Consider the following 22,684-nt stretch of genomic DNA (forward strand, 5'->3'; position numbering starts at 1 on the left):
CGCTCAGGACTGTGCGAGCAGCGCGCGCAGCCGGGCCACATCGATCTTGCCGGTGGCCCCCCGCGGTACGTCGTCCTCGTCGAGCAGCCTCCACACGGTCGGTACCTTGAAACTGCTCAGCACCTCGCGGGCCGCCGAATGAAGGCTCTCGACGGTGAGGTGCGGGTCACCTACGATGGCGGCGGCCACGCGGTTGCCGTCGGGACCCGGCACATCGGTCACGAAGGCCATCCCGACCCCGTCGAGTGCCCGTAGCGCCTGCTCGACCTCGGACGGATACACCGTGGCCCCGCGCACCTTGAACATGTCGTCGGAACGGCCGTGGTAGTACAGGAACCCGTCGGCGTCGAAACGGCCTAGATCGCCTGTGGGATACCAGCTGTCGGCGGTGAAGATCTCTTCACGGCTGCGGCGGCAGATACCGCGCATCACGTGAGGACCGCGAATGTGGATCATTCCGACCGCACCCGTCGGCGCCGGCTCACCGGAGTCGGTGTCGACGATGCGCACCTGCATGCCATCGAACGGTTTGCCGCAACTGCCCCAGGCGGTTTCGGGCATGTCGGTGTCGGCCGGGTATCCGCAGTACGGCCCGAACGACTCGGTCATCCCGAGCAACCTGGCCCGGGCTCCGGGCCGGGACCGCAACGGCGCCGGGAGCAACGCGTCGAGGCTGCCCGCCCGCAGCTCGGTCAGCTCGACCCCCGCCGCCGGCAGGTGCCGCGCCAATGCCTCGGCCTGGTCCGGCCAGCCGCGGAACAGCGTGACCCGCTCGTCTGCGATGAGGCGCAGGGTCGACTCGGGTTGTGGCACCGGCTCGGTGATCAGCGTCGCTCCCGCCGTCAGCGCGGACAGCAGCCCTGCGCCCAGACCGCCGATCCAGAAGAACGGCATCGGCAGGTACAGCCGGGTGTCGGCGTCGATGCAGCGTGCGACGAGACCGGCCCGAACCGCACCGATCGCGTTGCCGTGCGAGTGGCACACGCCCTTGGGCGCACCGCTGCTTCCGGAGGTGAACACGATGCTCATCGGGTCGGCAGGCCGCACACCCCGCGACATCGCCTCGGCGACCTCGGCGGCTGCCGGATGGCTGGGCAGCGCGAACACCTGCCCGGGCGTCCGCACCGTCCGCAGCGAGGGAGGGGCGTCCAGGTCGTCGAGATAGCGGTGGCCGCGGAACTCGCCGACGGCGATCAGATGCTGGACCGAGGCGGTGCGCAGCTGCGCCGACAGTTCCCGGCGGGTGAGCAAGGTGCTCAGCGGTACCACCACGGCCCCGATCCGCATCAGCGCCAACGCGATCCGCGCCCACGCCACACCGTTGGGCATCAACAGCCCGACCCGCGCACCCTTGCCGATGCCCGCTGCGACCATCGCTGCGCCGAACTCTCGGGTGAGCCTGTCGAGTTCGGCGTAGCTGATCCGCTCGGCGGGGTCGACGATCGCGTCCTTGGCGCCGTGGCGCGTGGCGTGCGCGCGCAGCAGTGCGTCGATCGTGTCAGTCATCGAAAAGTCCTCGCAGGGCGGCGAGATCCGCCTTGCCACTGGACAGCGTCGGGATTTCGGCGTGCCGCACCGCGATGACCCGCAGGGGGATCTTGTATGCCGACAGCTCGGGGCGCAGTGCGCGCTGAAGGCTGGGCAGGTCGACCGGGGCGCCGCTGCCGGTCGCGATCACGGCGGCGACGAGTTGACCACGTTCGACATCGGGTAGTCCGACGACATGGACGGCGGCATCCGGATCAGGGATCACCGCGGTGATCGCCTTCTCCACCTCGGCGGGAGCCACGTTTGCGCCCGCGGTCTTGATCATCGCGCCGGCCCGCCCGACGAAGTAATACACGCCGTCGCTGTCGCGCCGCACCAGATCCCCGGTGTCGAACCAGCCGTCGCCGTCGAAACAGTCCTCGCGGGCACGGCCCCAATAGCCCTGCATCAGGAACGGCCCTCGCAGCAGAAGGATCCCGAGAGCGTTCACCTCGACGTCAGCGCGGGTGTCGGGGTCGACGATCCGCGCCTCGAACCCGGGAGCCAGGAACCCGAACGAGCCGCGGCGTGACTCCGGCTGATCGGACTCGTCGCCGCTGAGAAGCACGACACTGCCCGCCTCGGTCATCCCGAGCATGTTGTGCCGCAGTTCGGGGTCGGCCGGTCGCGCGTCGACGGCCATGATGGGGTAGAGATTGCCGCGCCGCATCGAGGACAGGTCGCGGTGCGCGAAGCTGGGATGGCGTGGCAGGTGCGCGATGCCGGCGACGAATCCGTTGGTGAGGGTGGGCTTCTCGGACTCGAGCAGGTCGAGGGTGTCGGCCGCGTCGGTGGCATTGGAGCAGATCAGCGTGGCACCGGCCACCAGGACGGCCAGCAGGCCGAACGCGAACCCTCCGATCCAGAAGAACGGCGAGTTGCAGAACAGGCGATCGTCGGCGGTCAGTCCGCGGATCTCGTTGAGACTGCGTTGATGTGCCAGCAGCGCCTCGTGGGTGTGCACGACGCCCTTGGGATCACTGGTCGACCCCGACGTGTAGATGATCGCCATCGGGTCGCAGCCCTCGACGTCGTCCTCCAGGGCTCGCAGCGATGCTTCGTCGATGGATCCGGCATGTGCGACATCGTCTTCGGTGTCGAACAGCACGTGCCGCAGCACCGGTGCGGTGGCGGTGAAGACAGATCCGGTTGTCAGCGGTGCGCCGACGGCGTCGGTCAGCGTCTGCACGTAGTCGTGGGAGCGAAAGCTGCGCGCGGCCAGCAGCACCGAGACGTCGCTGTGCACCAACTGCCTGTGCATCTCCGGCACGGTGCCGAACGTGGAGAACGGAACCGCGACGGCTCCGATGCGGGTGGCCGCCAGCATCGCGACGACGAAGTCGGCGCCGTTGGGGTACAGCAGGCCGACGTGCGTGCCTTTTCCGACGCCGAGTGCGACCAGCTTCCGAGCCAGCACGGCCGAGCGTTCAACGGCCCGGCCGTGACTCAGGCGGGTGCGATCGCAGATCAGCAAGGGCTTGTCCGGCGGCGTCCGCTGCCGGCGCAGCACTTCGGCGACGGTCACCGGGACAGCGGTCTCGACGGCGCGAAGTGGGAGCGCACGGCGGCCAGGTCGGGTTTTCCCGACGGGGTGCGCGGAATGGCGTCGGTGATCACCAGCTCGCTCGGGATCTCATAGCGCGCCAGCCGGGTCTGCAGGTAAGCCAGCAGCTCGTCCGGTGCTGCGTGGATACCGGGGCGCAACTCGACCAGCGCGACGGGGGTTTCGCCGAGCCGTGGATCCGACCGCCCGACCACCGCGGCGCCGGCGACCGCGGGATGTCCTTCGAGCGCGCTCTTGACGTCGTCGGGCATCACCTTGAACCCGCCCCGAATGATCGCCTGGTCGGCGCGCCCGAGGATCCACACGAATCCGTCTTCGTCGATACGGGCCAGGTCGGTGGTCTGCATCCAGTCACGGCTGCCGGCCATCTGGGCCGGAATGACTTCCAGCAGACCCTGCTGCCCGGGCGGCACAGGCGCGCCGCTGTCGTCGACGACGCGCAGCTGTGCGCCCGGATTGGCCCTACCGACGCTGCCACGTTTGTCTCGCCAGAATCTCTGGTGGTCCGTCAGCGTCCAGCCGGCCACACCGCCGCCGAATTCCGTTGCCGCGTAGGAGGTCAGCACCGGGATGCCGAACTTCTCGGTGAACGCGTCGGCATCATCGGCGGATAGTGGGGCGGTCCCCGACGTCACGACACGGATGCCGTCCAGATCCTCGCGGGTCAGATCGGAGTGCAGCACCATCCTCAGTGCCGCCGGTACCAGCGACACGGCGCGGGGGCGGTGCTCACGCACGGCGTCGGCCCACTGCTTGAGGTCGAACTTCGGCAACAGCACGAACGGTCGTGCCTCGGCCAGGCACAGCAGCACCCGATACACCCCGCCGACGTGCACCAGCGGCGAGTTCACGATCGCCACGCTGCGCCGTAGCTCGGTCGGTGCCGCCGCGTCGGAATCGGCGCCCAACACGCTGCGGGCCAGCACGTCGTAGGTGAGATCGACCCGCTTGGGTGGGCCGGTGGTGCCGCTGGTCAGCATCCACACCGCCACTCCCGGGCGGCCCGCGTCGTCGGAGGCGCTGCCGAGGCGCAGCTTCGGCGGCTCATCGAGTCCGTCGATGGTCACCGTGGTCGCCGTCGTGTCCGGCGCCGAGGTCGCGAGGTCTTGGGAGGAACCGATGATGATCGGCAGCCGCAGCGCCTGGATGTCCGACCGGGTGCGGTCGTCCCCGCGGGCCGGATTGATGACGACGACGGTGCCGCCGCCGGAGAGCACACCCAGAAGTGCCGCCACGTGGGCGGGACTGTTACGCAGCATGATCCCCGCACGAGCGGTGCCGACGAGGTCACCGATGCGGTGCGCCACGGTCCCGACCTGCTCCCAGGTGGTCCACCGGCCGTCGAACTGGATCGCCTGTCCCGCCGGGTCCAGAGCCAGGACATCGTCGATTCGTTGCGAAAGCCGATGCCGCATCAGCGGATCCGCGGCGGGGTCTTGGGGACGGGGCGCTCGGCCAGCTCTGCCTGGGCGATCGGGTTGCCGAGCCTGGTGTAGATCAGGCCCTGGTCCATCGCCGCGCGATACGGTTTGTCCAGCGATTCCCAGATCGCCTTCACCGTGCCCTGGGTGGCGGTCGGGGGCTTGGCTGCGACCGTCGCGGCGATCTCGTGTGCGCGTTCCCACAGCTCGTTCTCGGCGACCACTTCGGTGACCAGGCCGATGCGTAGCGCGGTCTGTGCACCGACGCGTTCGTCGTTGCCCATCAACGCCATTCGCAGTGTGTCACCGAGGCCGACCCGGCGCATCAGGCCCACCGGCTCCAGTGCGGACACCAGCCCTGCGCTGACGTGGGAGTCGAAGAACGTCGCCCCCTGCGAGCAGATCACAATGTCGGCCTCGTTGACGAAGTACAACGCGCCGGCGGTGCACATGCCCTGCACGGCGCACACCACCGGCTTCCACATCTTCTGCCATTTGGGGCTCAGCAGCTCGCCGGGATCCTCGTGATTCCAGACGATTTCGGGCTGCCCGTAGCTGGATCGGATGTCCAGGCCGGCGCTGAAGGCCCGTTCACCCGCGGCGCGCAACACCACCGCGTTGATGTCCTCGTCGGCCTTGAGGATCCGCCAGACCTCCTTCATCTCCTCGCACATCGTACGGTTGAAGGAGTTCAGCGTGTCCGGCCGGTTGAGGGTGACCGTGCCGACGCGGGCTTGGTAGTCGAGGTCGAGCAGGACCGTGTCGAACGTCATCGGGGGCCTGTGATCTTCGGGCCGGCGCTCATCGGCACTGCCAGTTGGGGGTGCGTTTCTCGACGAAGGCCAGCGGTCCTTCCTGGGCGTCCTCGGTGCGCACCACGCGCTCGCGGAATGTCTCGGCGAGGATCTCGCCCTCCAGGAGCGGTAGGTCGAGGGTCTTGTGGATGGCCAGCCGGGTGCCGCGCACCGCGAGGGGGGCGTTGGAGTTCACGACGTCGGCGATCTCGTGGGCACGCTCGAGCAGCTTGTCGTGCTCGACGACCTCGGTCACCATTCCCAGTTCGTAGGCGCGCTCGGCGCTCATGCGCTCGTGCTTACCCATCAACGCCATCCGCAGGGCCACCGACCGCGGCAAGGCGCGGGCCAGTCGCACCGTCTCCCGGGCGGCGACCAACCCGATGCTGACGTGAGGGTCGAAGAAGGTGGCCTTGTCCGACGCGATCACGATGTCCCCGGTCGTTACCCAGTCGAGCCCGGCGCCGCAACAGATCCCGTTGATCGCGGCGAGCACCGGTTTGGCCATCCGGCGGAACGGGGGTGTGCCCTCCTGCGGGGCTTCCCACTGGTCGTAGGTCGACAGATAGGGCCGTTCGTAGATGACCTTGCCGTCCTCCGGGATCTCCTTGACGTCCGCGCCGGTGCAGAACGCCCGGCCGGTCCCGGTGACGATCATCAGCCACACGTCATCGTCGTTCTCCACCTCGTCGTAGGCCGCCCGCAGTTCACCGATCATGTGCGGGGACAGCGCGTTGAGTGCCTCGGGCCGGTTCAGCGTGATGGTGGCCTTGTGTCCGTCGACCTCGTAGCCGATGGTGTCGTAGGTGTGGGGACTCACGTGTCTTCTTTCCTCATTCGCCCTTGAAATCGGGAGCGCGGCGAGCCCGGAACGCTGCCAGTCCCTCTTTGAAATCTGCTGTCCGACAGGCCAGTTCCAGACTCGCCAACTCGTGGGCCATGGACTGGGGCAGGGTCGCGTGCAGGCCGTAGTTGATCGCCTGCTTGGCCAGCCCGAGCGCCACCGTCGGTCCCGATGCCAGCCGGGTCACCAAGTCGCTTGCCGCCGCGTCGATCTCGTCGGCCGGCAGCGCCTGATGGATCAGCCCCCAGTCCGCGGCGTCGGCGCCGGTCACCTTCTCGCCCAGCAGCAGCATGCGTTTGGCGCGCGCCACACCGGCAAGGCGTGGTAGCAGCCAGGTCGAGCCGGAATCCGGACTGAAGCCGCGGTCGACGAACGGTTCCCACAGGTTCGACTCGGGAGTGGCGAGGGTGAAGTCCGCGGCGAGGGCAAGATTGGCGCCCAGCCCGACCGCCCAGCCGCGCACGGTGCACACCACCGGCAGGTGAACTGTGGCGATCAATTCGACAACCCGGTTGGCCGCGTGCGGGATACGCCGGACGAGGTTGCCCGGCCTCGGTCTGCGGCCACTGCTGTTGGTGGCGACCCAATCGGCGCCGGAGCAGAAATCCTCGCCGGCGCCGGTCAGGTGGATCGCACGCACCGAGTCGTCCGAGGCGGCGCAGGTCAGGGTCGCGACCAGATCGTCGATCATCGGGTGGCTCAGCGAGTTTCGCCGGGCGGGTCGGTCGAGAATGATCCGCAGGACCGCGTCGTCCCTGACGCTTCGCACCGCGCCGGCGTCGTCTCGCACCAGGCACCGTCCCTTCAGGCGCTGCGGAAAAGCTATACAGATAGCCATACAGTTGGCACTACGATTAGTATCTTGTACAACTTAGCAAGGAAAGGCCGTCGAGGGAACAGTGCCGGCACCGCGTATTCGCCAGCCACGGGTCGCAGAACTCGTGGCGTCCCGGCTGCGTGACGACATCCTGACCGGGCGGCTCAAGGCGGGCGACGTGCTGCCCTCACAGGAGGCCCTGTTCGCCGAATTCGGGGTCAGTCCGCCCGCCGTGCGGGAGGCCGTCCACATCCTGGAGTCCGACGGTCTGATCTCGGTGCGGCGCGGCAACGTCGGCGGGGCGGTCGTGCACCTGCCCTCGGCTGAGCGCACCGCACAGATGATCGGCATGGTGTTGCAGACCCGCTCGGCCACCCCGACCGACGTCAGCGAGGCGCTGCTGCATCTGGAACCGATCTGTGCCGGGATGTGCGCGGCGCGTGAGGACCGTCTGACCGAGGTGGTTCCTCACCTGCAGGCGGCGATCGACGCGCAGGTCGAGCATTTCGATCACTCGTCTCGTTATGTGCCCAACGCTCGCCGGTTTCATGAAACGGTCGTGGCGCGGTGCGGCAACGAGTCGATGATCCTGCTCATCGGGTCGCTTGAGGTCATCTGGTCAGCGCACGAGTCCTCGGTGTGGAGCGACGAATGCCACCCCGAGGAACCGATGCGGCCGAAGATCATGCGCGCGGCATTGCGCGATCATCAGCGGATCATCGAGGCGATCGTCGACGGAAACTCCTCACGCGCAGTGCGATTGGCGCAGGATCACCTCGCCGCCGCCCGCCGCAACACCCTGGCCGTCGGCTCGGACAGAACCATCGAAGCGAAGCTGATCGCCAATCACGACCGTTGACACCCCACGACGACAGGATTCACCATGACGAGCACCGATGACGGCCGCGTGCTGTTCGAGGTCGATCGCGACAAGCGCATTGCCACCATCACGCTGAACAACCCGAAGCGGCGCAACTCCTACGACGCCTCGATGCGGAACTTGCTCGCACGCTACCTCGACGACGTCGCCGAGGACGACGACATCACCGTGGTGTTGCTGCGCGGGGCCGACGGCGTGTTCAGCACCGGCGCCGATATGAACAACGCGTACGGCTGGTATGGCGGGTCCGGGCGCGACCAGGGCGCTCCTGGGGCCAGGCGGCCCAGTCAGCGTCGGCGGCTGACAGTGGACCGCAAGTCCTTCGGCTTCTACCACAACCTGATGGGCTTCCCGAAGGTCACCGTCGGGGAGATCAGCGGGTACGCGCTGGGCGGTGGGTTCGAGATGGCGTTGATGACCGACATCTCGGTGATCGCCCGCGACACCAGGATCGGCATGCCGGCCACCCGATTCCTCGGGCCCGCGCTGGGTAGCTTGCACATGTTTTTCCACCGGCTGGGCCCGGTGCTGGCCCGGCGGCTGCTGCTGACCGGTGACGTCATCTCGGCCGGGGATGTCGAGCACCTGGGCGTGTTCACCGACACCTGTGACGCTGCCGCGGTGCCGGCCAGGGCGCGGTACTGGGCCGAGAAGGCCGCGAAAATGCCGGCCGACGGTGTGGTGATCGCCAAGGAGGCGTTCCGGCTCGTCGAGCAGAGTCAGGCCTATCAGGGCGAAGAGGTCGCGAGCTACCTGTTCCACGCATACGGGACGAACCTGCAGTTCGCCGAGGGTGAGTTCAACTTCGTCAAGACGCGTGCGCAGCACGGGACGAGAGAGGCCTTCCGGCTGCGTGACGAGCATTTCCACGTCCCGGAGCCCGAGCTATACCCCGACTCCCACGCCGAGTGATCTGGCTCACCTTCTGTCGACACTACATTATCTGTTAGTTTTGTAACGTCTGTCTGTCACGAAACCGAGGTCGAAGAGCATGCCAACACCCGTCATCGTCGGTGCTGCCCGGACGGCCATCGGCCGCTCGTTCAAGGGCGCACTGGTCAACACCCCGCCCGAAACCCTGATCACCACGGTGCTGCCCGAGGTCATCCGCCGCTCCGGCGTCGACCCCGCCGACATCGACGACATCATCTTCGCTGAATCTCATTACGGTGGTGGCGATCTCGCACGCTACGCCGCCGATGCCGCCGGACTGCAGCATGTGCCCGGTCAATCGGTGAATCGGCACTGCGCCGGCAGCCTCACCGCGATCGGCAACGCGTCTGCCCAGATCGGCTCCGGCATGGAGCGGGTGCTGATCGCCGGGGGCGTGCAGTCGCTGTCGATGACCCCGCTGGTGAACTGGCGCATCCCCGGCCCCGAGCTGAAGTTCGAGGAGCGGTGGATGCCGCCCACGCACGTCGAGACGCCGGACGCGCCGACCAGGGACATGTCCATCACCGTCGGCTGGAACACCGCGCAGGCCGCGGGCATCACCCGCGAGGAGATGGACGCATGGGCCGCCCGGTCCCACCAGCGTGCCGTCGCCGCGATCGACGCCGGCAAGTTCGTCGATGAGATCGTGCCGCTCAAGGTCGAGCAGTTCGACGGTTCGGTCATCGACTTCAGCGTCGACGAGCACCCGCGCCGCGACACCACCGTGGAGAAGCTGGCGGGCTTGAAGGTGCTGCACCCCGAAATCGACGGCTTCTCGATCACCGCGGGCAACAGCAGCGGCACCAACGACGCCGCCGCGGGCGTGGCCCTCGTCGAGGCCGACTACGCCGCTGCGAACGGCCTCGACGTGATGGCCAAGGTCAGGGCGTGGGGTGCGGTGGGCGTGGCCCCGCGCGACACCGGCCTGGGCGGAGTCAAGGTCATCGGCAGGGTGCTCGACCGGGCCGGGCTGAAACCGTCCGACGTCGCCCTATGGGAGATCAACGAGGCGTTCGCGTCCGTCCCGATCGCGGCCTGCAAGGAGTACGGCATCGACGAGGAACTCGTGAACTTCTCCGGCAGCGGCTGCAGCCTCGGGCATCCCATCGCCGCCTCCGGCGCCCGGATGGTCACCACGCTGGTCTGCGAACTGCAGCGCCGCGGCGGCGGCATCGGTGTCGCCGCGATGTGCGCCGGCGGCGGCCAGGGTGGCGGCGTCGTCATCGAGGTCTAAAGCCTCCGGCGAAATCGCATTCCACGCGGGTCAGGTCGCGAAACGACCGCGTGGAATGCGATTTCGGCGCGATGGGAGATCAGCGCTTACGGGCGGGGGCTTTCGCGGTCTTGCGTGCGGGCCTGGCGTTCTGCTCGATGAGGAGGTCGGCGTGATCGAGGATGCACTGCAGGCCGAACTCGAAGTTGCGGTCGTCTGACGCACTCAGGTGGTGACCCTTCTGCGTGACTGCGGCCAGCAGTGGGGCGGACTCCGGGTCGATCGCCATGGTGTCGTCGATGTCGCCGTGGCCGTCCTCGCCGGCGAGGTTTTTCTCGCGCAGACGCTGCAGCACCACCGATCCGCGCACGTGGACAGACATCGCGGAGTAGGTGTCGAAGGCGTCTTCGGGGGACAGGCCCGCTTCGACCAGGCTGCTGATCGCCTTCTCCACCTCCTGCACACCCACTTTCGCCGCACGCGGGCTCAACGCCGAACGGATCAGAATCAGGTCGCACAGGATCGGGTTGCCGTTGAACGTGTGGCGCATCGACCGGGCATGGTTGGCCAGCGTCTCGCGCCAGTCCTTGGCCTCGACATACGGAGTGGCGAACGCGTACTGACGCAACGCGCGATCGGTCATCGCGTTGAGCAGATCGTCCTTCTTGCGGAAGTACCAGTAGATGCTGGTGACGCCCACGCCGAGATGCTTGCCCAGCAGCGGCATGCTCAGGTTGTCGATGCCGACCTGTTCGGCGAGTTCGAAAGCGCCCTTGATGATGTCGTCGGGATTGATGGACCCGCGCTCACGCCGTTGCCGCTTCTCCGCGGTCGCCTGCTTCGCCACTGGGGCACCTCCATCGTCTCGATGCTGCGTCCGCAGCGCCGTCGGGCGGGGCGGCCGGTCGGGAATCCACCGCCGTAGGTACGCTGGCCTGCGTCTTTGCGGTCAGCTCGCTGCGTCGTCGTCTGCGCGACCTTACCGGTGGGTTCCGACCGGAACCCACGTCGCGGTTCCGACCATTTACTGTAAGTCCTATAGTAAGCTTTTCCAGCGATACGCGACGACATCCCACTCGAAAAGTGAAGGGCGACACGTGGCTGACGAGGTTCTTCTGGAACGCAGGGACCGGGTTCTGATCATCACCATCAACCGCCCGGAGGCGCGCAACGCCTTCAACCTCGCGGTGGCGCAGGGCCTGGCCGACGCAATGGACGAGCTGGACGGCACCCCTGAGCTGTCGGTGGCGATCATCACCGGCGCGGGCGGCAACTTCTGCGCCGGGATGGATCTGAAGGCGTTCATGGCCGGCGAGGTGCCCGCCATCGAAGGTCGCGGGATCGGGTTCACCGAGCGTCCGCCGCGCAAGCCGGTGATCTCCGCGGTCGAGGGCTACGCGCTGGCCGGTGGCACCGAGATCGTGTTGGCCACCGATCTGATCGTGGCTGCCAAGAACGCGAAGTTCGGCATTCCCGAGGTCAAGCGCGGGCTGGTGGCCGCGGGCGGCGGCCTGCTGCGGCTGCAGAAGCGAATCCCGTATCAGAAAGCGCTCGAACTCGCGCTGACCGGCGACAGCTTCACCGCCGAGGAGGCTTCGCAGTGGGGCTTCGTCAACGTGTTGACCGAACCGGGCGGGGCGCTCGACGGCGCACTGGCGCTGGCCGAACGGATCACCGCCAACGGTCCGCTGGCGGTTGCGGCGACCAAGGAGGTCATCGTGAAGTCGGCAGACTGGACCGAGGCCGAGATGTGGAAGAAGCAGGGCGAAATCGCCTTCCCGGTCTTCTCGTCCAAGGACGCGATGGAAGGCGCGACGGCATTCGCCGAGAAACGCAAGCCGAACTGGACGGGCACCTGAGGGGGTCGGTTCGGCTGGACGGGAACGTCTGAATGGACCTGGGCCTGCGCGACGCCACCGCGGTCGTCGTCGGCGGTCACCGCGGTATGGGCCTGGCCGCTGCGCAGTGCTTCGCCGACGACGGCGCGCGCGTCGCGCTGATCGGCCGTTCCCGCGACGCGCTGGACGACGCGGCCGCGCAGTTGCGGGGCCGGGGCAGTCCGGATTCCGTGGGGGTGGTGGCTGACACCACCGACGACACCGCCGTTCAGCGTGCGTTCGCCGCACTGGGTGAGCGGTGGAACGGCGAGCTCAACATCCTGGTCAACGCCGTCGGCCCCGATGTGCGCGGAACGTTCGACGAATTGACCGACGCCGACTGGAGCCGGGCCGTCGACGCGGGTGCGATGGGCATGGTGAGGTGCGTGCGCGCCGCCTTGCCGCTGCTGCGGGCGGCGGAGTGGGCGCGCATCGTGAACTTCTCGGCGCACTCGACGCAGCGCCAGAGTGTCATCCTGCCGGCGTACACCGCCGCGAAGGCGATGGTCACCAGTGTCTCGAAAAACCTCTCGCTTCTGCTGGCGCCGGACGAGATCATGGTCAACGTCGTCTCGCCCGGCAGTATCGCATCCGAGGCGTTGCTCGGCTGGGCCGACTCGGTGGGCGTCGACGGCAGCGACCCGTATGCGCTGATGGCCGCGATCGATGAGTATTTCGGCCACCCCGCGCATCTGCCCCGCGCCGGCCTGCCGACCGAGATCGGGCCCGTCGTCGCGTTTTTGGCGTCGCGGCGGAACTCCTACATGACCGGCGCCAACATCAACGTCGACGGCGGTAGCGACTTCACCTGATCAGGGGGATCCGGACGTCGCCGGGATTTGAGGCCGGATCAGCTTGCGGAGTTGGCGCAGAAGCGGATTCGCGCCGCTTACCAGAACCTCGGGCGGACAGGCGAATAGCCGCCCGAGCGGTTGTAGAAGCCACTACCGATAGGTGTACAGTATGAGCATCTGTCGAGCTGAGGAGGTTTGTCGGTGAGCGCTGTCGATCGCGCCGGACAGCCGGCTGCCGCAGCCCCAGAGCCGGTGCTGTACGAGGTGGGCGACAGCGGCGTCGCGGTGCTGACGCTGAACCGGCCGGAACGGATGAACTCCTGGGGCGGGGGCCTGGCGCGCGCGTTCTACCGGTGCATCGACCGTGCCGAGGCTGACCCCGACGTCCGCGTCATCGTGCTCACCGGAAACGGTCGGGCGTTCTGCGCCGGCGCCGACATGGGGGACCTGGACTCGATCAGCGAAGCCGGCAGCGGCGAGCGAGGCGAAGGGGAGGCGGGCCCGGTCGACACCGACGTGTCCCAGCTTGTCGGTGAACGCCATCCGCACTTCGTCACCCAGTTGCGCAAACCCTTGATCGCGGCGATCAACGGCGCCTGCGCCGGCATCGGCTTCACCCAGGCGCTGATGTGTGACATCCGCTTCGCCGCGGCGGGCGCGAAGTTCACCACCGCGTTCTCCCGCCGCGGCCTGATCGCCGAATACGGGATCTCATGGATCCTGCCGCGGATCGTCGGCTGGGGCGCCGCGACCGACCTGCTGCTGTCCGGGCGCACGTTCTACGCCGAGGAAGCCAAAGAACTCGGGCTGGTCACCGACGTCGTCGCCCCCGAGGCCCTGATGACGCACACCCTGGCCTACGCCGAGGACATGGCCCGCCATTGCGCGCCGACTTCACTCGCGGTGATCAAGCGGCAGATCTTTGGGGACGCTGTGCGAAACCTGCACGATGCGAGTGCGGATGCGGAGAAACTGATGCACGAGTCGATGCTCCGTCCCGACTTCATCGAGGGCATCACCGCCTTCTTCGAGAAGAGACCGCCCAGCTTCCCACCGCTCAAGGAGGAGACGCCATGACTGCAGAGCACGACGCGTTGCCACCCCAGCATCCGAAGGTACAACCACTGGATTACCGGGCGATCGACGTCGACAACCACTACTACGAGCCGATCGACTCGTTCACCCGCCACCTGCCCAAGGAGTTCCGCAGCCGCGGGGTGCAGATGCTCAGCGACGGCAAGCGCACCTACGCGGTGTTCGGCGGGGTGATCAATCACTTCATCCCGAACCCCACCTTCGACCCGATCATCGAACCGGGCTGCCTGGACCTGCTGTTCCGGGGTGAGATCCCCGAGGGCGTCGACCCCGCCTCGCTGATGAAGGTCGATCGACTCGCCGACCACCCCGAGTACCAGAACCGTGACGCCCGGGTGACGATCCTCGACAAGCAGAACCTCGAGACGGCGTTCATGCTGCCGACGTTCGCGTGCGGCGTCGAGGAAGGTCTCAAGCACGACATCCCGGCCACCATGGCGTCGGTCCACGCGTTCAACCTGTGGCTCGACGAGGACTGGGGATTCGACCGGCCGGACCATCGCATCCTCGCCGCGCCGATCATCTCGCTGGCCGACGTGCCGAAGGCGGTCGAGGAGGTCGAGTTCGTCCTCAGCCGGGGCGCCAAGATCGTGTGCGTGCGGCCTGCGCCGGTGCCCGGTGAAGTCCGGCCCCGCTCGCTCGGCGATCCGGTGCACGACCCGGTGTGGGCGCGGCTGGCCGAAGCGGGCGTCCCGGTGGTCTTCCACCTGTCCGACTCCGGCTACATGGCCATCCCGGCCCTGTGGGGCGGCAGTGGGGTGTTCAAAGGCTTCGGCAAGCGCGATCCGCTCGACATGGTGATCATGGACGATCGCGCCATCCACGACACCATCGCCGCAATGATCGTCCACCAGGTGTTCACCCGGCACCCCAAGCTCAAGGTGGCCAGCATCGAGAACGGCTCCTACTTCGTGTACCGGCTGATCAAGCGGCTCAAGAAGTCCGCGAACAATGCGCCGCACCACTACAAGGAGGACCCGCTCGAGCAGCTGCGGAACAACGTCTGGATCGCGCCGTACTACGAGGACGACGTCAAACTGCTCGCCGACACCATCGGGGTGGACAAGATCCTGTTCGGGTCGGACTGGCCGCACGGGGAGGGGTTGGCCGATCCCACGTCGTTCACCGCTGACATTCCGCAGTTCCCCGAGTTCAGCCACGAGGACACCCGCAAGGTGATGCGCGACAACGCTCTCACCCTCGTCGGCGCACACATCACCACCACCTGACGATGCCCCGGACGCGAGGAGTGTGACGGTGTCCGAGTGGACGATCGGCAGTGTCGTCGACGCCATCGCCGACGCGATACCCGACCGGTTGATGACGGTCTGCGGTGACCGCCGGAGCACGTACGCGCAGACGGCCGAGCGCACCCGTCGGCTCGCGAACTTCCTGAGCGCCAACGGGATCGGCGCGCACCAGGAGCGCGACGCGCTCGACGGCTGGGAGTGCGGCCAGGACCGCGTCGCGCTGATCATGCACAACGACCAGTACCCGGACATGGTGATCGGCGCGCTGAAGGCGCGTGCGGTACCTGTGAACGTCAACTTCATCTACACGCCGCGCGAGGTCGACGAACTGCTGGCGTATCTGCGGCCCCGGGCGGTCGTCGTCCACCGCTCGCTCGGCGCGAAGTTCGCCGACGTGCTGCCCCGCGACGGCGTGGACGTGATCATCTCGATCGACGACGGCTCTGACGCGCCTGCGCTGACCGGTGCGGTGAACCTGGGCGACGCGCTCGTCGCGGGCGAGGCGGACCAGCCGATCACGCCGTCGCCCGACGACGTGATGATGATCTGCACCGGCGGGACCACCGGCCGGCCCAAAGGCGTGATGTGGCGCCAATCCGACACCTACGTGGTATCCATGAACGGCGCCGACCACGAATCGGTCGACGAGATCCATGCCAAGGTGCAGCACGCCGGACCGCCCTGGTTCGCGGTGTCGCCGCTGATGCACGCCGCCGGGATGTGGACCGCGTTCGCGGCACTGCTCAACGGCCAGACCGTGATCCTGTACGACAAACCGACACTCGATGCGGCCGCGGTGCTGGCCACCGCCGAACGCGAGAAGGTCGGCCTGATGACCATGGTCGGCGACGCGTACGCCGGACCGCTGATCGCCGAGCTGCGGTGTCGCCCCTATGATCTGTCGTCGCTGTTCGCGATCGGCACCGGAGGCGCGGCAACCAACCAGCGTCACCAGGACGCGCTGCTTGAGCTGCTTCCGCAGATCACGTTGATCAACGGCTACGGGTCGTCGGAGACCGGGAACATGGCCTTCGGGCGCAGCCTGCGCGATGACCGCAAGGACACCTTCGAACGGCGCGACGGTGTGGTCCTGCTGTCCGAAGACCGCACCAGGTTCTTGCAGCCTGGCGACGGCGAGATCGGCTGGGTGGCGCGGGAGGGCCGGATTCCGCTGGGCTACTTCGACGATGCCGACGCGACCGCGCGGACGTTCCCGTCGGTCGACGGTCGGCGTGTGGTGATCTCCGGGGACCGGGCTTCGCTGGAGGCCGACGGCACCATCCGGCTGTACGGGCGTGACTCGCTGGTCATCAACACCGGCGGCGAGAAGGTTTTCGTCGAAGAGGTCGAGGAAGTGCTGCGCGCACACACCGGCGTCGCCGACGCGCTGGTGATCGGTCGCGACAGCGAGCGCTGGGGTCAGGAGATCGTCGCGCTGATCCAGAAGCATCCAGGCGCGGTGGTGGAGCCCGAGGCGCTGCGGCAGGCGTGCCACTCGTCGCTGGCCCGCTACAAGGCGCCCAAGGAATTCCTCTTTGTCGACACTGTGCGCCGGTTGGGCAACGGAAAGGCCGACTATCGATGGGCGAAAAGCCAGGTGACACAGCAGGACACGCTGGCGGGTCAGCCGTGACCCCGAAGGTCAACCGCGTCATTGATGCGCTGGTCAACGTGCACTTCGGTGAGACAGCCAAGCAACCCGAGTTCATGCTCAAGGTCCGCGACGACTACTTCAAGGGTCCGCATTCCCTATACGACCAAGTCGAGTTGCCGGCGCTGCTCGACGAGATGGCCGAGCACGGTGTCGAGAAGGCCATCCTGATGGACAACCTCGCCAAGCCCTCTGTCACCGCCCGCAAGTTCGTCGAGGAACGCCCGGACAAGTTCGCCCTCGCCGTCGGCGGCGTGAATCTGCTGCGCCCGATACCCTCGCTACGTGAGCTCACAGCGGTCGTCGCCGACCTGCCGGTGGCGTATGCCGTTGTCGGACCCAGCTTCTGGGGTGACGGCATGTACCCGCCCAGTGATGCGGTCTACTATCCGCTCTACACCAAGTGCGCCGAACTCGGGCTGCCGCTGTGCATCAACACCGGGCTGCCGGGACCGCCGATTCCCGGCGAGGTGCAGAACCCGATCCACCTCGACCGAGTCTGTGTGCGCTTCCCAGAGTTGAAGCTGTGCATGATCCACGGTGCGGACCCGTGGTGGGACGTCGCGATCCGGTTGTTGATCAAGTACGCCAACTTACGCATCATGACCTCGGCATGGTCACCGAAACGTCTGCCCGACAGCCTGATTCACTTCATGCGCACCCGCGGCAAGAACAAGGTGATCTTCGCCTCGGACTGGCCGGTGCTGCGGCAGAGCCGCGTCGTCCCCGAGGCGCTCGCGCTCGACCTGCCCCCCAAAGTCCTGGACAACTATCTCTACAACAACGCCAACGACTTCTTCTTCGGCCCCGCAGAACAGGAGACCTGACCGTGGACCGCTACGAACTGCGCAGGCTGGACTACAGCCTGTCCGAGGACCATCAGGCCCTCCAGGCGGCCTATAGAGACTTCTTCGCCACCCGCTGCACCATCGAGACGGTGCGCGCCGCCGAGGAGTCCGGCTTCGACAAGAGCCTGTGGGAGCGGTTGTGCGCCATGGGGGCCACGACGATGGCGCTTCCGGAGTCCGTGGGCGGTGACGGGGCCACGCTGGTGGACCTGACGCTGGTCGCCGAGGAGGTCGGGCGCTCACTGGCGCCGGTGCCGTGGATCGACCACGTCGTGGCGGCCCGGCTGCTGGCCCGTCTCGGCGGTGTCGACGTCGAGATCGTCGACGGCCGGCAGATCGTCGCACTGGATCCGCAGCAGGACAACGGCTCCGGGGTCAGGTTGATCCCGGCGGGCTCCGTCGCCGACCACGTCGTGGTCCGCGACGGGGACGACGTCGTGCTCTGCGGGTTCTCGACCCGTCCGGCCCGGGTCGACAACATCGGCAAGCTGCCGATGGCGTGGGTGGATCCCGCCGGTGCCGACAGCCGCACGGTGCTGGGCAGCGGGCCGGAGGCGCTGGCCGAATACCGACGCGCGCTGGATGAATGGCGCCTGTTGACCGGTGCGGCACTGGTCGGACTTGTCGAGGAGACCATGACCATCGCTGCGGAGTTCTCCAAGACGCGCTACACGCTCGGTGTGCCGATCTCGACGCTGCAGGCGATCTCGCATCCGCTGGCGAACATCGCGATCACCGTGCAGGGTGGCCGCAACCTGGCTCGCCGCGCGGCCTGGTTCCTCGACAACGAGCCCGACGAACGCCGGGAACTGGCGCCGTCGGTGTTCGTGTTCATGGCAGAGGAGGCTGCCAAGGCTGCCACGATGGCCGTCCACGTCCAGGGCGGTCTCGGGGTTTCCGCCGAGGCCGCCGCGACGGCGTACCTGGTTCGGGCCAGGGGGTGGGCGGTTGCCGGCGGCGATCCGGGTGCCACCGCCAAGTACATCGCCGGCATCGTGGCCGAGCGCGAGGGACGGAGCTGAACAGTGGATTTCTCACGGGTGGAGCTCTCGGACGACGAGCAGAAGTTCCAGGACGAGGTCCGGTCCTTCCTGAGCGAGATCGTCACCGAGGAGGTGATCCGCCGGGACCGGGAGACCGGCGACAACTTCGATGAGGGCGTGCACCTCGCGCTCGGCGCGGCGGGTTACCTCGATCGTGACTGGAACCCGGCCACCGAGCGGCCGTTCACACGGGTGCAGCGACGGATCTGGGAACTGGAGAAACGCCGCGCCCAAGTGCCCTGGGTGACGTCCGGGACCACCGCGATGATCACCAAGTCGGTGGAGAAGTTCGGCTCACCTGAGCTCAAAGACGAAGTGCTGCCGCGTGTCTACAGTGGGCACGTGCGGTTGTGCCTGGGCTACACCGAGCCCGAGGGTGGCTCGGATGTCGCGACGTGTAAGACCCGGGCGGTGCGCGACGGGGACCAGTGGATCATCAATGGATCGAAGATGTTCACCACCGGCGCCCACAATTGCCAGTACGTCTTCCTGATCACCAACACCGATCCGGGCGCGCCGAAACATAAGAGTCTCACCATGTTTCTGGTGCCGCTGGATACCCCGGGGATCGAGATCCAAGGTATCCGCACCGTCGACGGCGACCGCACCAACATCGTCTACTACAGCGACGTCCGAATCGACGACCGGTACCGGCTGGGCGAGGTCAACGGCGGGTGGGCGGTGGTGCGCGAGCCGCTCAACGCCGAGCACGGTGACGTCGCCGCCGCGGACGACGGTCTGGCCGACGTGTCGATCATGATGCACCAGGCCATGTTCATGGCCGCTGCGGTCGATAAGACCGCACAGAAGTCGACGGTCCCTGACCCCAACGGCCGAAGGCTGATCGACGACGGCGCCGTCGCCTACCGACTGGGCCGCAGCGTGGCCCGGCTCGAGGCTTCCCTGTCGGCGCCGTCGATCTTCGGCCGGGTCGCGCTGGCGCAGACCATGCGCGACATCTCACCGGACCTGATGGACGTCATGGGCGCCGCCTCGGCGTTGCCGGTGGGCACCGATGGCGCCGCCGACGACGGGGCGTCCGAGTACATCTACCGGTTCGCGCCGCTGGTCGGGATCTACGGCGGCACCCTGGAGGTGTTCCGCAACATGATCGCGCAGTACGTGCTGGGCCTGGGCAAGCCGAACTACTCACCGCCGCGCACAGCGTCCTGAATCTCGCCGAAATTGCATTCCAGCAGGGGTTTACTCGATATTGCGCTGCTGGAATGCAATTTCGCGGAAGTCTAAGTAGTGAGGATCGTCGCGCCCGCGGTGCCCGGCGCTCCGTACAACTGTGCGAAACCGACTTTCGGCTCGCCGGGGATCTGCCGGTCACCGGCCTGCCCGCGCAACTGCCGGACGATTTCGTGCACCTGCCGCAGCCCGGATGCGCCGATCGGCTCACCATTGGCCAGCAGCCCGCCGTCGGTGTTGACCGGCATCGCCCCGCCGATCTCGGTGGCACCGTCGCTGATCAGCTTCTCCTGGTCGCCGTCGGCGCAGAAGCCGGCCTCAGCCATGTGGATGATCTCGGCGCCGGCGTCGGTGTCCTGCAACTGGATCACGTCCACGTCGGACGGTTCGATACCCGCTTTCTCGAACGCCGCGCGGGAGGCGTAGACGGTGGGCGCGACATCCTCGTCGACCGGTGCGAACGTCGTATTCACCTCGTAGGCACCGTATTTGCGGGTACGGACCTCCACTGCGCGCACGAAGATCGGCTTGTCGGTGTACCGGTGCGCGAGGTCGGCCCGGCACATGACCACCGCGGCGGCGCCTTCGTCGGGGGAGCAGAACATGTACTGCGTCAGCGGGTAGTTCAGCATCGGCGAGTCCAGGATCACGTCCTCGTCCATCGGCTTACGCCGGAATGCGTTGGGATTGAGCGCGCCGTTGCGCAGGTTCTTGTTGACCACCTTCGCCAGCGTGCGATGGCTGATGCCGTGCTCGTGCAGGTAGCGGTTGGCCTTCATGCCGAAGAACTGCGTAGTCAGGTACTGGCCGTTCTCGGCGTACCAGCTGGGCATGCCGACCAGGCCGGGATCTTCGGTGAACGCGCCGCGCGGATGCTTGTCCAGCCCCACTGCGATGCCGATATCGTAGTCGCCCAAGCGGATTCCGTCGGCGCAGGCCTTGGTGGCGCTCGCGGCCGTCGCGCAGGCGTTGAACACGTTGGTGAACGGGATGCCGGACAGTCCGACCATGCCGACGATGGCATCCGGGTTGGCGACCGTCCAGCTGCCACCAACGCCGAACTGGATGTCGTTCCAGGACACACCCGCATCCGTGACGGCGGCGGTGATCGCGTCGACCCCCATCTGCATGGCGGTCTTTCCCTCGAACCGGCCGAACGGGTGGAGTCCGACCCCGATGATCGCGACGTCGTGCATGGTGTGAGAGTCCTTTCCGCGGTGTCGGTTACGGCCTACTGGCGCCGGCGGACCAGCTGGGCCTGTTGGATGGCCGCCACCGGTCCGGTTTCGTCGAACAACATCCCGCGCGACACTCCGACTCCGTCGTCGCCGTAGTGGTTCTCCGAGCGGACCCCGATCCACGGGCCCGCCGGCAGCCGGTGGAGGTGCACGGCGAGGTCGGTGTTGAGAAAGGTGTACCGGCCGGTGTCGAGCCGGCTGCCCATGCCGTTGGCGATATCGGCGACGGAGAACAAACGCTGAGCGGGAGTCATCTCCTCGCCGGCGACGAGGTCGACCAGCGGGCACGCCCAGCACTCGGCCCGCGCGCTGTTGAGAATGTCGTTGAGCCAGCGCCAGTCCAGGCTCTGGATGTAAGTCCGCTCAGCGCCGTCGTCGGGCAGGCGGCGCCGGCCCTCGCCGACCGGTCGCATCGGTTTGGCGGGGGAGTCCGGCAGCGGCCCGGCCTCCGATCGCTGGAACCGCCACGCCGATGCGGTCGCGACCGGCCTGGGTGTCCCGTCCGGCCCGTCCGCGAGCATCTCGGCGCCGACCAACTCGATCTTGCGGCCGGGACGTTCGACGGCGGCGCGCACCCACAGGTCGCCGGCGACCGGTACCGGGCCCAGCAGATCGACCACGACGCGGCTCAGACGCATGTCGTCACGCGGGGCGCAGTGCTCGGCCGCCCGGACCAGCAGTGCCGACACCGGTGCGGCGTTCTGCATGTCGGATCCCCACGTGCTTATGACGTGCTCGGATGCCGCGAACTTCTCTCCGCGGGCGTCGTCGGAGTCGACGAGGTCGTAATAGGCGTCGGTCACGTCCCGTCCTGTCTTGCACACGGCGGCCACCAGCAGGATAGGATGACTTTTACCGAAAGCACAACTGGATGGCTTACAGGACGCGGCCATGGCCGGCGTGGAGGCACAGCATGACTCCGGCGGGGAGAGAGGGTCGCGGCCAAGATGATCATCTCGATCGACCCGTGGAACACCACGTGATGCGCAGCCTGGTCAGCGGTGACGGTTTCGATGTGCCGCAGGACTTCTCGGTCTACTTCCGGTCGATGTGATCGCCGAACGCTGGGGTGGCCGGAGAAGTACCGGCAGCAGGTCAGGCTGTCGACGAGGCGCTGCACCGTGAGCCGGACCAGATCGACATGTCGGAGTCCGGCACGCAGGCGATGGACGAAACGGTGACGAAGCTGGTGGGCAGTGCGGCGCTGACATTCGCGCGCCATCTCGTTCAGTGGCAGCAGCTGCCGCGCTACGAAGTCGTGGGTGAACGTTCGGGTGCGGATCCTGCGGTGAAACTCAGCGTGGGTCGATGAGCTCGCGGAAGCGTTCGGCCGGGAAGACCGTCGCACCCGCCGCGCGAACCCGCTCGGACAATGCGCGATCCGATGTGGCGACCCGGATCTGCTCCGGATGCGGGTCGTCGCGAACCATCCGGGCGATCTCGTCGTCGGCGGAGTTCGGTGCGGGTGACGGTGCGCTCGTCACCGCGACCACTGTGGACTCGATGGGTGGGGACGGGGGACGCTCGAACACCACCGTCACCTCGGCGTCGTCATCGGCCGCCCACCGATCGAGGGACTCCACAAGGTTGGCCATCGCGCGGTGCCGGTCGCGCCACCAGCCGTCGGGGCGCGAACCGATGACGTTCATGCCATCGACAATCCAGCGCATTGTGCTCAGACTAGCGAATATCAGCACGGGA

The 22,684-nt window shown here is 67.5% G+C and carries 23 protein-coding genes; 13 read left to right on the top strand and 10 right to left on the bottom strand.

Features of this window, described 5'->3' with window-relative positions; genetic code table 11:
* Positions 1-3 precede the first annotated feature (3 nt).
* From KXD97_RS17205 to KXD97_RS17230, 6 genes are read right to left on the bottom strand one after another with little or no spacing between them, the layout of a single operon-like run.
* Entirely contained in the window at positions 4-1,506 is a 1,503-nt protein-coding gene (locus KXD97_RS17205) for a class I adenylate-forming enzyme family protein (protein WP_260751244.1), read from the bottom strand.
* Positions 1,499-3,052: a class I adenylate-forming enzyme family protein gene (locus tag KXD97_RS17210; protein ID WP_260751245.1), complete on the bottom strand. Its 1,554-nt coding sequence runs from the start codon at positions 3,050-3,052 to the stop codon at positions 1,499-1,501. The genes KXD97_RS17205 and KXD97_RS17210 overlap by 8 nt, the downstream gene beginning before the upstream one ends.
* Positions 3,049-4,506, bottom strand: a complete 1,458-nt coding sequence (locus KXD97_RS17215) for a class I adenylate-forming enzyme family protein (RefSeq protein ID WP_260751246.1) — start codon at positions 4,504-4,506, stop codon at positions 3,049-3,051. The genes KXD97_RS17210 and KXD97_RS17215 overlap by 4 nt, the downstream gene beginning before the upstream one ends.
* A complete protein-coding gene (locus KXD97_RS17220; protein WP_260751247.1) occupies positions 4,506-5,285 on the bottom strand; it encodes an enoyl-CoA hydratase/isomerase family protein in 780 nt (259 codons plus the stop codon). Before KXD97_RS17220 ends, KXD97_RS17215 begins: the two co-directional genes overlap by 1 nt.
* Positions 5,286-5,313: 28 nt before the next feature.
* Positions 5,314-6,126, bottom strand: coding sequence for an enoyl-CoA hydratase/isomerase family protein (locus tag KXD97_RS17225; RefSeq protein WP_260751248.1), 813 nt, complete (start codon positions 6,124-6,126; stop codon positions 5,314-5,316).
* Positions 6,127-6,139: 13 nt separating this feature from the next.
* The gene (locus tag KXD97_RS17230; RefSeq protein ID WP_260751249.1) at positions 6,140-6,940 is read right to left on the bottom strand and encodes an enoyl-CoA hydratase-related protein; all 801 of its coding nucleotides are present in this window, start codon (positions 6,938-6,940) and stop codon (positions 6,140-6,142) included.
* Between the two features lie 109 nt (positions 6,941-7,049).
* Between KXD97_RS17230 and KXD97_RS17235 the strand changes: the two genes are divergently transcribed.
* The 3 genes from KXD97_RS17235 (at position 7,050) to KXD97_RS17245 (ending at position 10,014) form a co-directional block, all read left to right on the top strand.
* Entirely contained in the window at positions 7,050-7,826 is a 777-nt protein-coding gene (locus tag KXD97_RS17235) for a FadR/GntR family transcriptional regulator (RefSeq protein ID WP_260751250.1), read from the top strand.
* Positions 7,827-7,850: 24 nt separating this feature from the next.
* Positions 7,851-8,759, top strand: coding sequence for an enoyl-CoA hydratase/isomerase family protein (locus tag KXD97_RS17240; RefSeq protein ID WP_260751251.1), 909 nt, complete (start codon positions 7,851-7,853; stop codon positions 8,757-8,759).
* A 79-nt stretch (positions 8,760-8,838) separates the two neighbouring features.
* Complete coding sequence (locus tag KXD97_RS17245) at positions 8,839-10,014, top strand: thiolase family protein (RefSeq protein WP_260751252.1); 1,176 nt, start codon at positions 8,839-8,841, stop codon at positions 10,012-10,014.
* A gap of 79 nt (positions 10,015-10,093) precedes the next feature.
* On the opposite strand, the gene KXD97_RS17250 is transcribed toward KXD97_RS17245, so the two are convergent.
* On the bottom strand, positions 10,094-10,840 hold the full coding sequence (locus KXD97_RS17250; RefSeq protein ID WP_260751253.1) for a TetR/AcrR family transcriptional regulator: 747 nt from the start codon (positions 10,838-10,840) through the stop codon (positions 10,094-10,096).
* Positions 10,841-11,090: 250 nt separating this feature from the next.
* On the opposite strand from KXD97_RS17250, the gene KXD97_RS17255 reads away from it, so the two are divergent.
* The 8 genes from KXD97_RS17255 (at position 11,091) to KXD97_RS17290 (ending at position 19,724) form a co-directional block, all read left to right on the top strand.
* Positions 11,091-11,852: a crotonase/enoyl-CoA hydratase family protein gene (locus KXD97_RS17255; protein ID WP_260751254.1), complete on the top strand. Its 762-nt coding sequence runs from the start codon at positions 11,091-11,093 to the stop codon at positions 11,850-11,852.
* 32 nt (positions 11,853-11,884) lie between these two features.
* On the top strand, positions 11,885-12,682 hold the full coding sequence (locus KXD97_RS17260; protein ID WP_260751256.1) for an SDR family NAD(P)-dependent oxidoreductase: 798 nt from the start codon (positions 11,885-11,887) through the stop codon (positions 12,680-12,682).
* 183 nt (positions 12,683-12,865) lie between these two features.
* On the top strand, positions 12,866-13,741 hold the full coding sequence (locus KXD97_RS17265) for an enoyl-CoA hydratase (RefSeq protein ID WP_260751257.1): 876 nt from the start codon (positions 12,866-12,868) through the stop codon (positions 13,739-13,741).
* Positions 13,738-14,988: an amidohydrolase family protein gene (locus KXD97_RS17270; RefSeq protein WP_260751258.1), complete on the top strand. Its 1,251-nt coding sequence runs from the start codon at positions 13,738-13,740 to the stop codon at positions 14,986-14,988. Before KXD97_RS17265 ends, KXD97_RS17270 begins: the two co-directional genes overlap by 4 nt.
* 28 nt (positions 14,989-15,016) lie before the next feature.
* Entirely contained in the window at positions 15,017-16,642 is a 1,626-nt protein-coding gene (locus tag KXD97_RS17275; RefSeq protein WP_260751259.1) for an acyl-CoA synthetase, read from the top strand.
* Between the two features lie 74 nt (positions 16,643-16,716).
* Positions 16,717-17,487, top strand: a complete 771-nt coding sequence (locus KXD97_RS17280; protein ID WP_396885450.1) for an amidohydrolase family protein — start codon at positions 16,717-16,719, stop codon at positions 17,485-17,487.
* A gap of 2 nt (positions 17,488-17,489) precedes the next feature.
* Positions 17,490-18,530: an acyl-CoA dehydrogenase family protein gene (locus KXD97_RS17285; protein ID WP_260751261.1), complete on the top strand. Its 1,041-nt coding sequence runs from the start codon at positions 17,490-17,492 to the stop codon at positions 18,528-18,530.
* A 3-nt stretch (positions 18,531-18,533) separates the two neighbouring features.
* Positions 18,534-19,724 (top strand): acyl-CoA dehydrogenase family protein, encoded by a 1,191-nt coding sequence (locus KXD97_RS17290; RefSeq protein WP_260751262.1) that lies wholly within the window; start codon positions 18,534-18,536, stop codon positions 19,722-19,724.
* Between the two features lie 71 nt (positions 19,725-19,795).
* Here the strand turns inward: KXD97_RS17290 and KXD97_RS17295 are convergent, their stop codons facing one another.
* Both KXD97_RS17295 and KXD97_RS17300 read right to left on the bottom strand, forming a co-directional pair.
* Positions 19,796-20,941 (bottom strand): thiolase family protein, encoded by a 1,146-nt coding sequence (locus KXD97_RS17295; RefSeq protein WP_260751263.1) that lies wholly within the window; start codon positions 20,939-20,941, stop codon positions 19,796-19,798.
* Between the two features lie 35 nt (positions 20,942-20,976).
* On the bottom strand, positions 20,977-21,786 hold the full coding sequence (locus KXD97_RS17300; RefSeq protein ID WP_260751264.1) for a thioesterase family protein: 810 nt from the start codon (positions 21,784-21,786) through the stop codon (positions 20,977-20,979).
* 110 nt (positions 21,787-21,896) lie between these two features.
* On the opposite strand from KXD97_RS17300, the gene KXD97_RS17305 reads away from it, so the two are divergent.
* Positions 21,897-22,037 carry a hypothetical protein gene (locus KXD97_RS17305; RefSeq protein WP_260751265.1) on the top strand — a complete coding sequence of 47 codons (141 nt, stop codon included), beginning with the start codon at positions 21,897-21,899 and terminating at the stop codon, positions 22,035-22,037.
* A gap of 15 nt (positions 22,038-22,052) precedes the next feature.
* On the top strand, positions 22,053-22,295 hold the full coding sequence (locus tag KXD97_RS17310) for a hypothetical protein (RefSeq protein WP_260751266.1): 243 nt from the start codon (positions 22,053-22,055) through the stop codon (positions 22,293-22,295).
* Here KXD97_RS17310 and KXD97_RS17315 read toward each other — a convergent pair.
* Positions 22,279-22,653, bottom strand: coding sequence for an NYN domain-containing protein (locus tag KXD97_RS17315; protein ID WP_260751267.1), 375 nt, complete (start codon positions 22,651-22,653; stop codon positions 22,279-22,281). The two genes, KXD97_RS17310 and KXD97_RS17315, sit on opposite strands and share 17 nt — an antisense overlap.
* Between the last annotated feature and the right edge of the window lie 31 nt (positions 22,654-22,684).

It is taken from the genome of Mycobacterium sp. SMC-8 (genome assembly GCF_025263565.1).
Lineage (GTDB): Bacteria > Actinomycetota > Actinomycetes > Mycobacteriales > Mycobacteriaceae > Mycobacterium.

Bases quoted from the DNA above. Each gene is read 5' to 3' on its own strand.
- KXD97_RS17270 (WP_260751258.1), top strand. From the start codon at position 13,738: ATGACTGCAGAGCACGACGCGTTGCCACCCCAGCATCCGAAGGTACAA.
- KXD97_RS17205 (WP_260751244.1), bottom strand. From the start codon at position 1,506: ATGACTGACACGATCGACGCACTGCTGCGCGCGCACGCCACGCGCCAC.
- KXD97_RS17220 (WP_260751247.1), bottom strand. From the start codon at position 5,285: ATGACGTTCGACACGGTCCTGCTCGACCTCGACTACCAAGCCCGCGTC.
- KXD97_RS17245 (WP_260751252.1), top strand. From the start codon at position 8,839: ATGCCAACACCCGTCATCGTCGGTGCTGCCCGGACGGCCATCGGCCGC.
- KXD97_RS17315 (WP_260751267.1), bottom strand. From the start codon at position 22,653: ATGCGCTGGATTGTCGATGGCATGAACGTCATCGGTTCGCGCCCCGAC.
- KXD97_RS17240 (WP_260751251.1), top strand. From the start codon at position 7,851: ATGACGAGCACCGATGACGGCCGCGTGCTGTTCGAGGTCGATCGCGAC.
- KXD97_RS17280 (WP_396885450.1), top strand. From the start codon at position 16,717: ATGCTCAAGGTCCGCGACGACTACTTCAAGGGTCCGCATTCCCTATAC.
- KXD97_RS17305 (WP_260751265.1), top strand. From the start codon at position 21,897: ATGACTCCGGCGGGGAGAGAGGGTCGCGGCCAAGATGATCATCTCGAT.
- KXD97_RS17215 (WP_260751246.1), bottom strand. From the start codon at position 4,506: ATGCGGCATCGGCTTTCGCAACGAATCGACGATGTCCTGGCTCTGGAC.
- KXD97_RS17260 (WP_260751256.1), top strand. From the start codon at position 11,885: ATGGACCTGGGCCTGCGCGACGCCACCGCGGTCGTCGTCGGCGGTCAC.
- KXD97_RS17295 (WP_260751263.1), bottom strand. From the start codon at position 20,941: ATGCACGACGTCGCGATCATCGGGGTCGGACTCCACCCGTTCGGCCGG.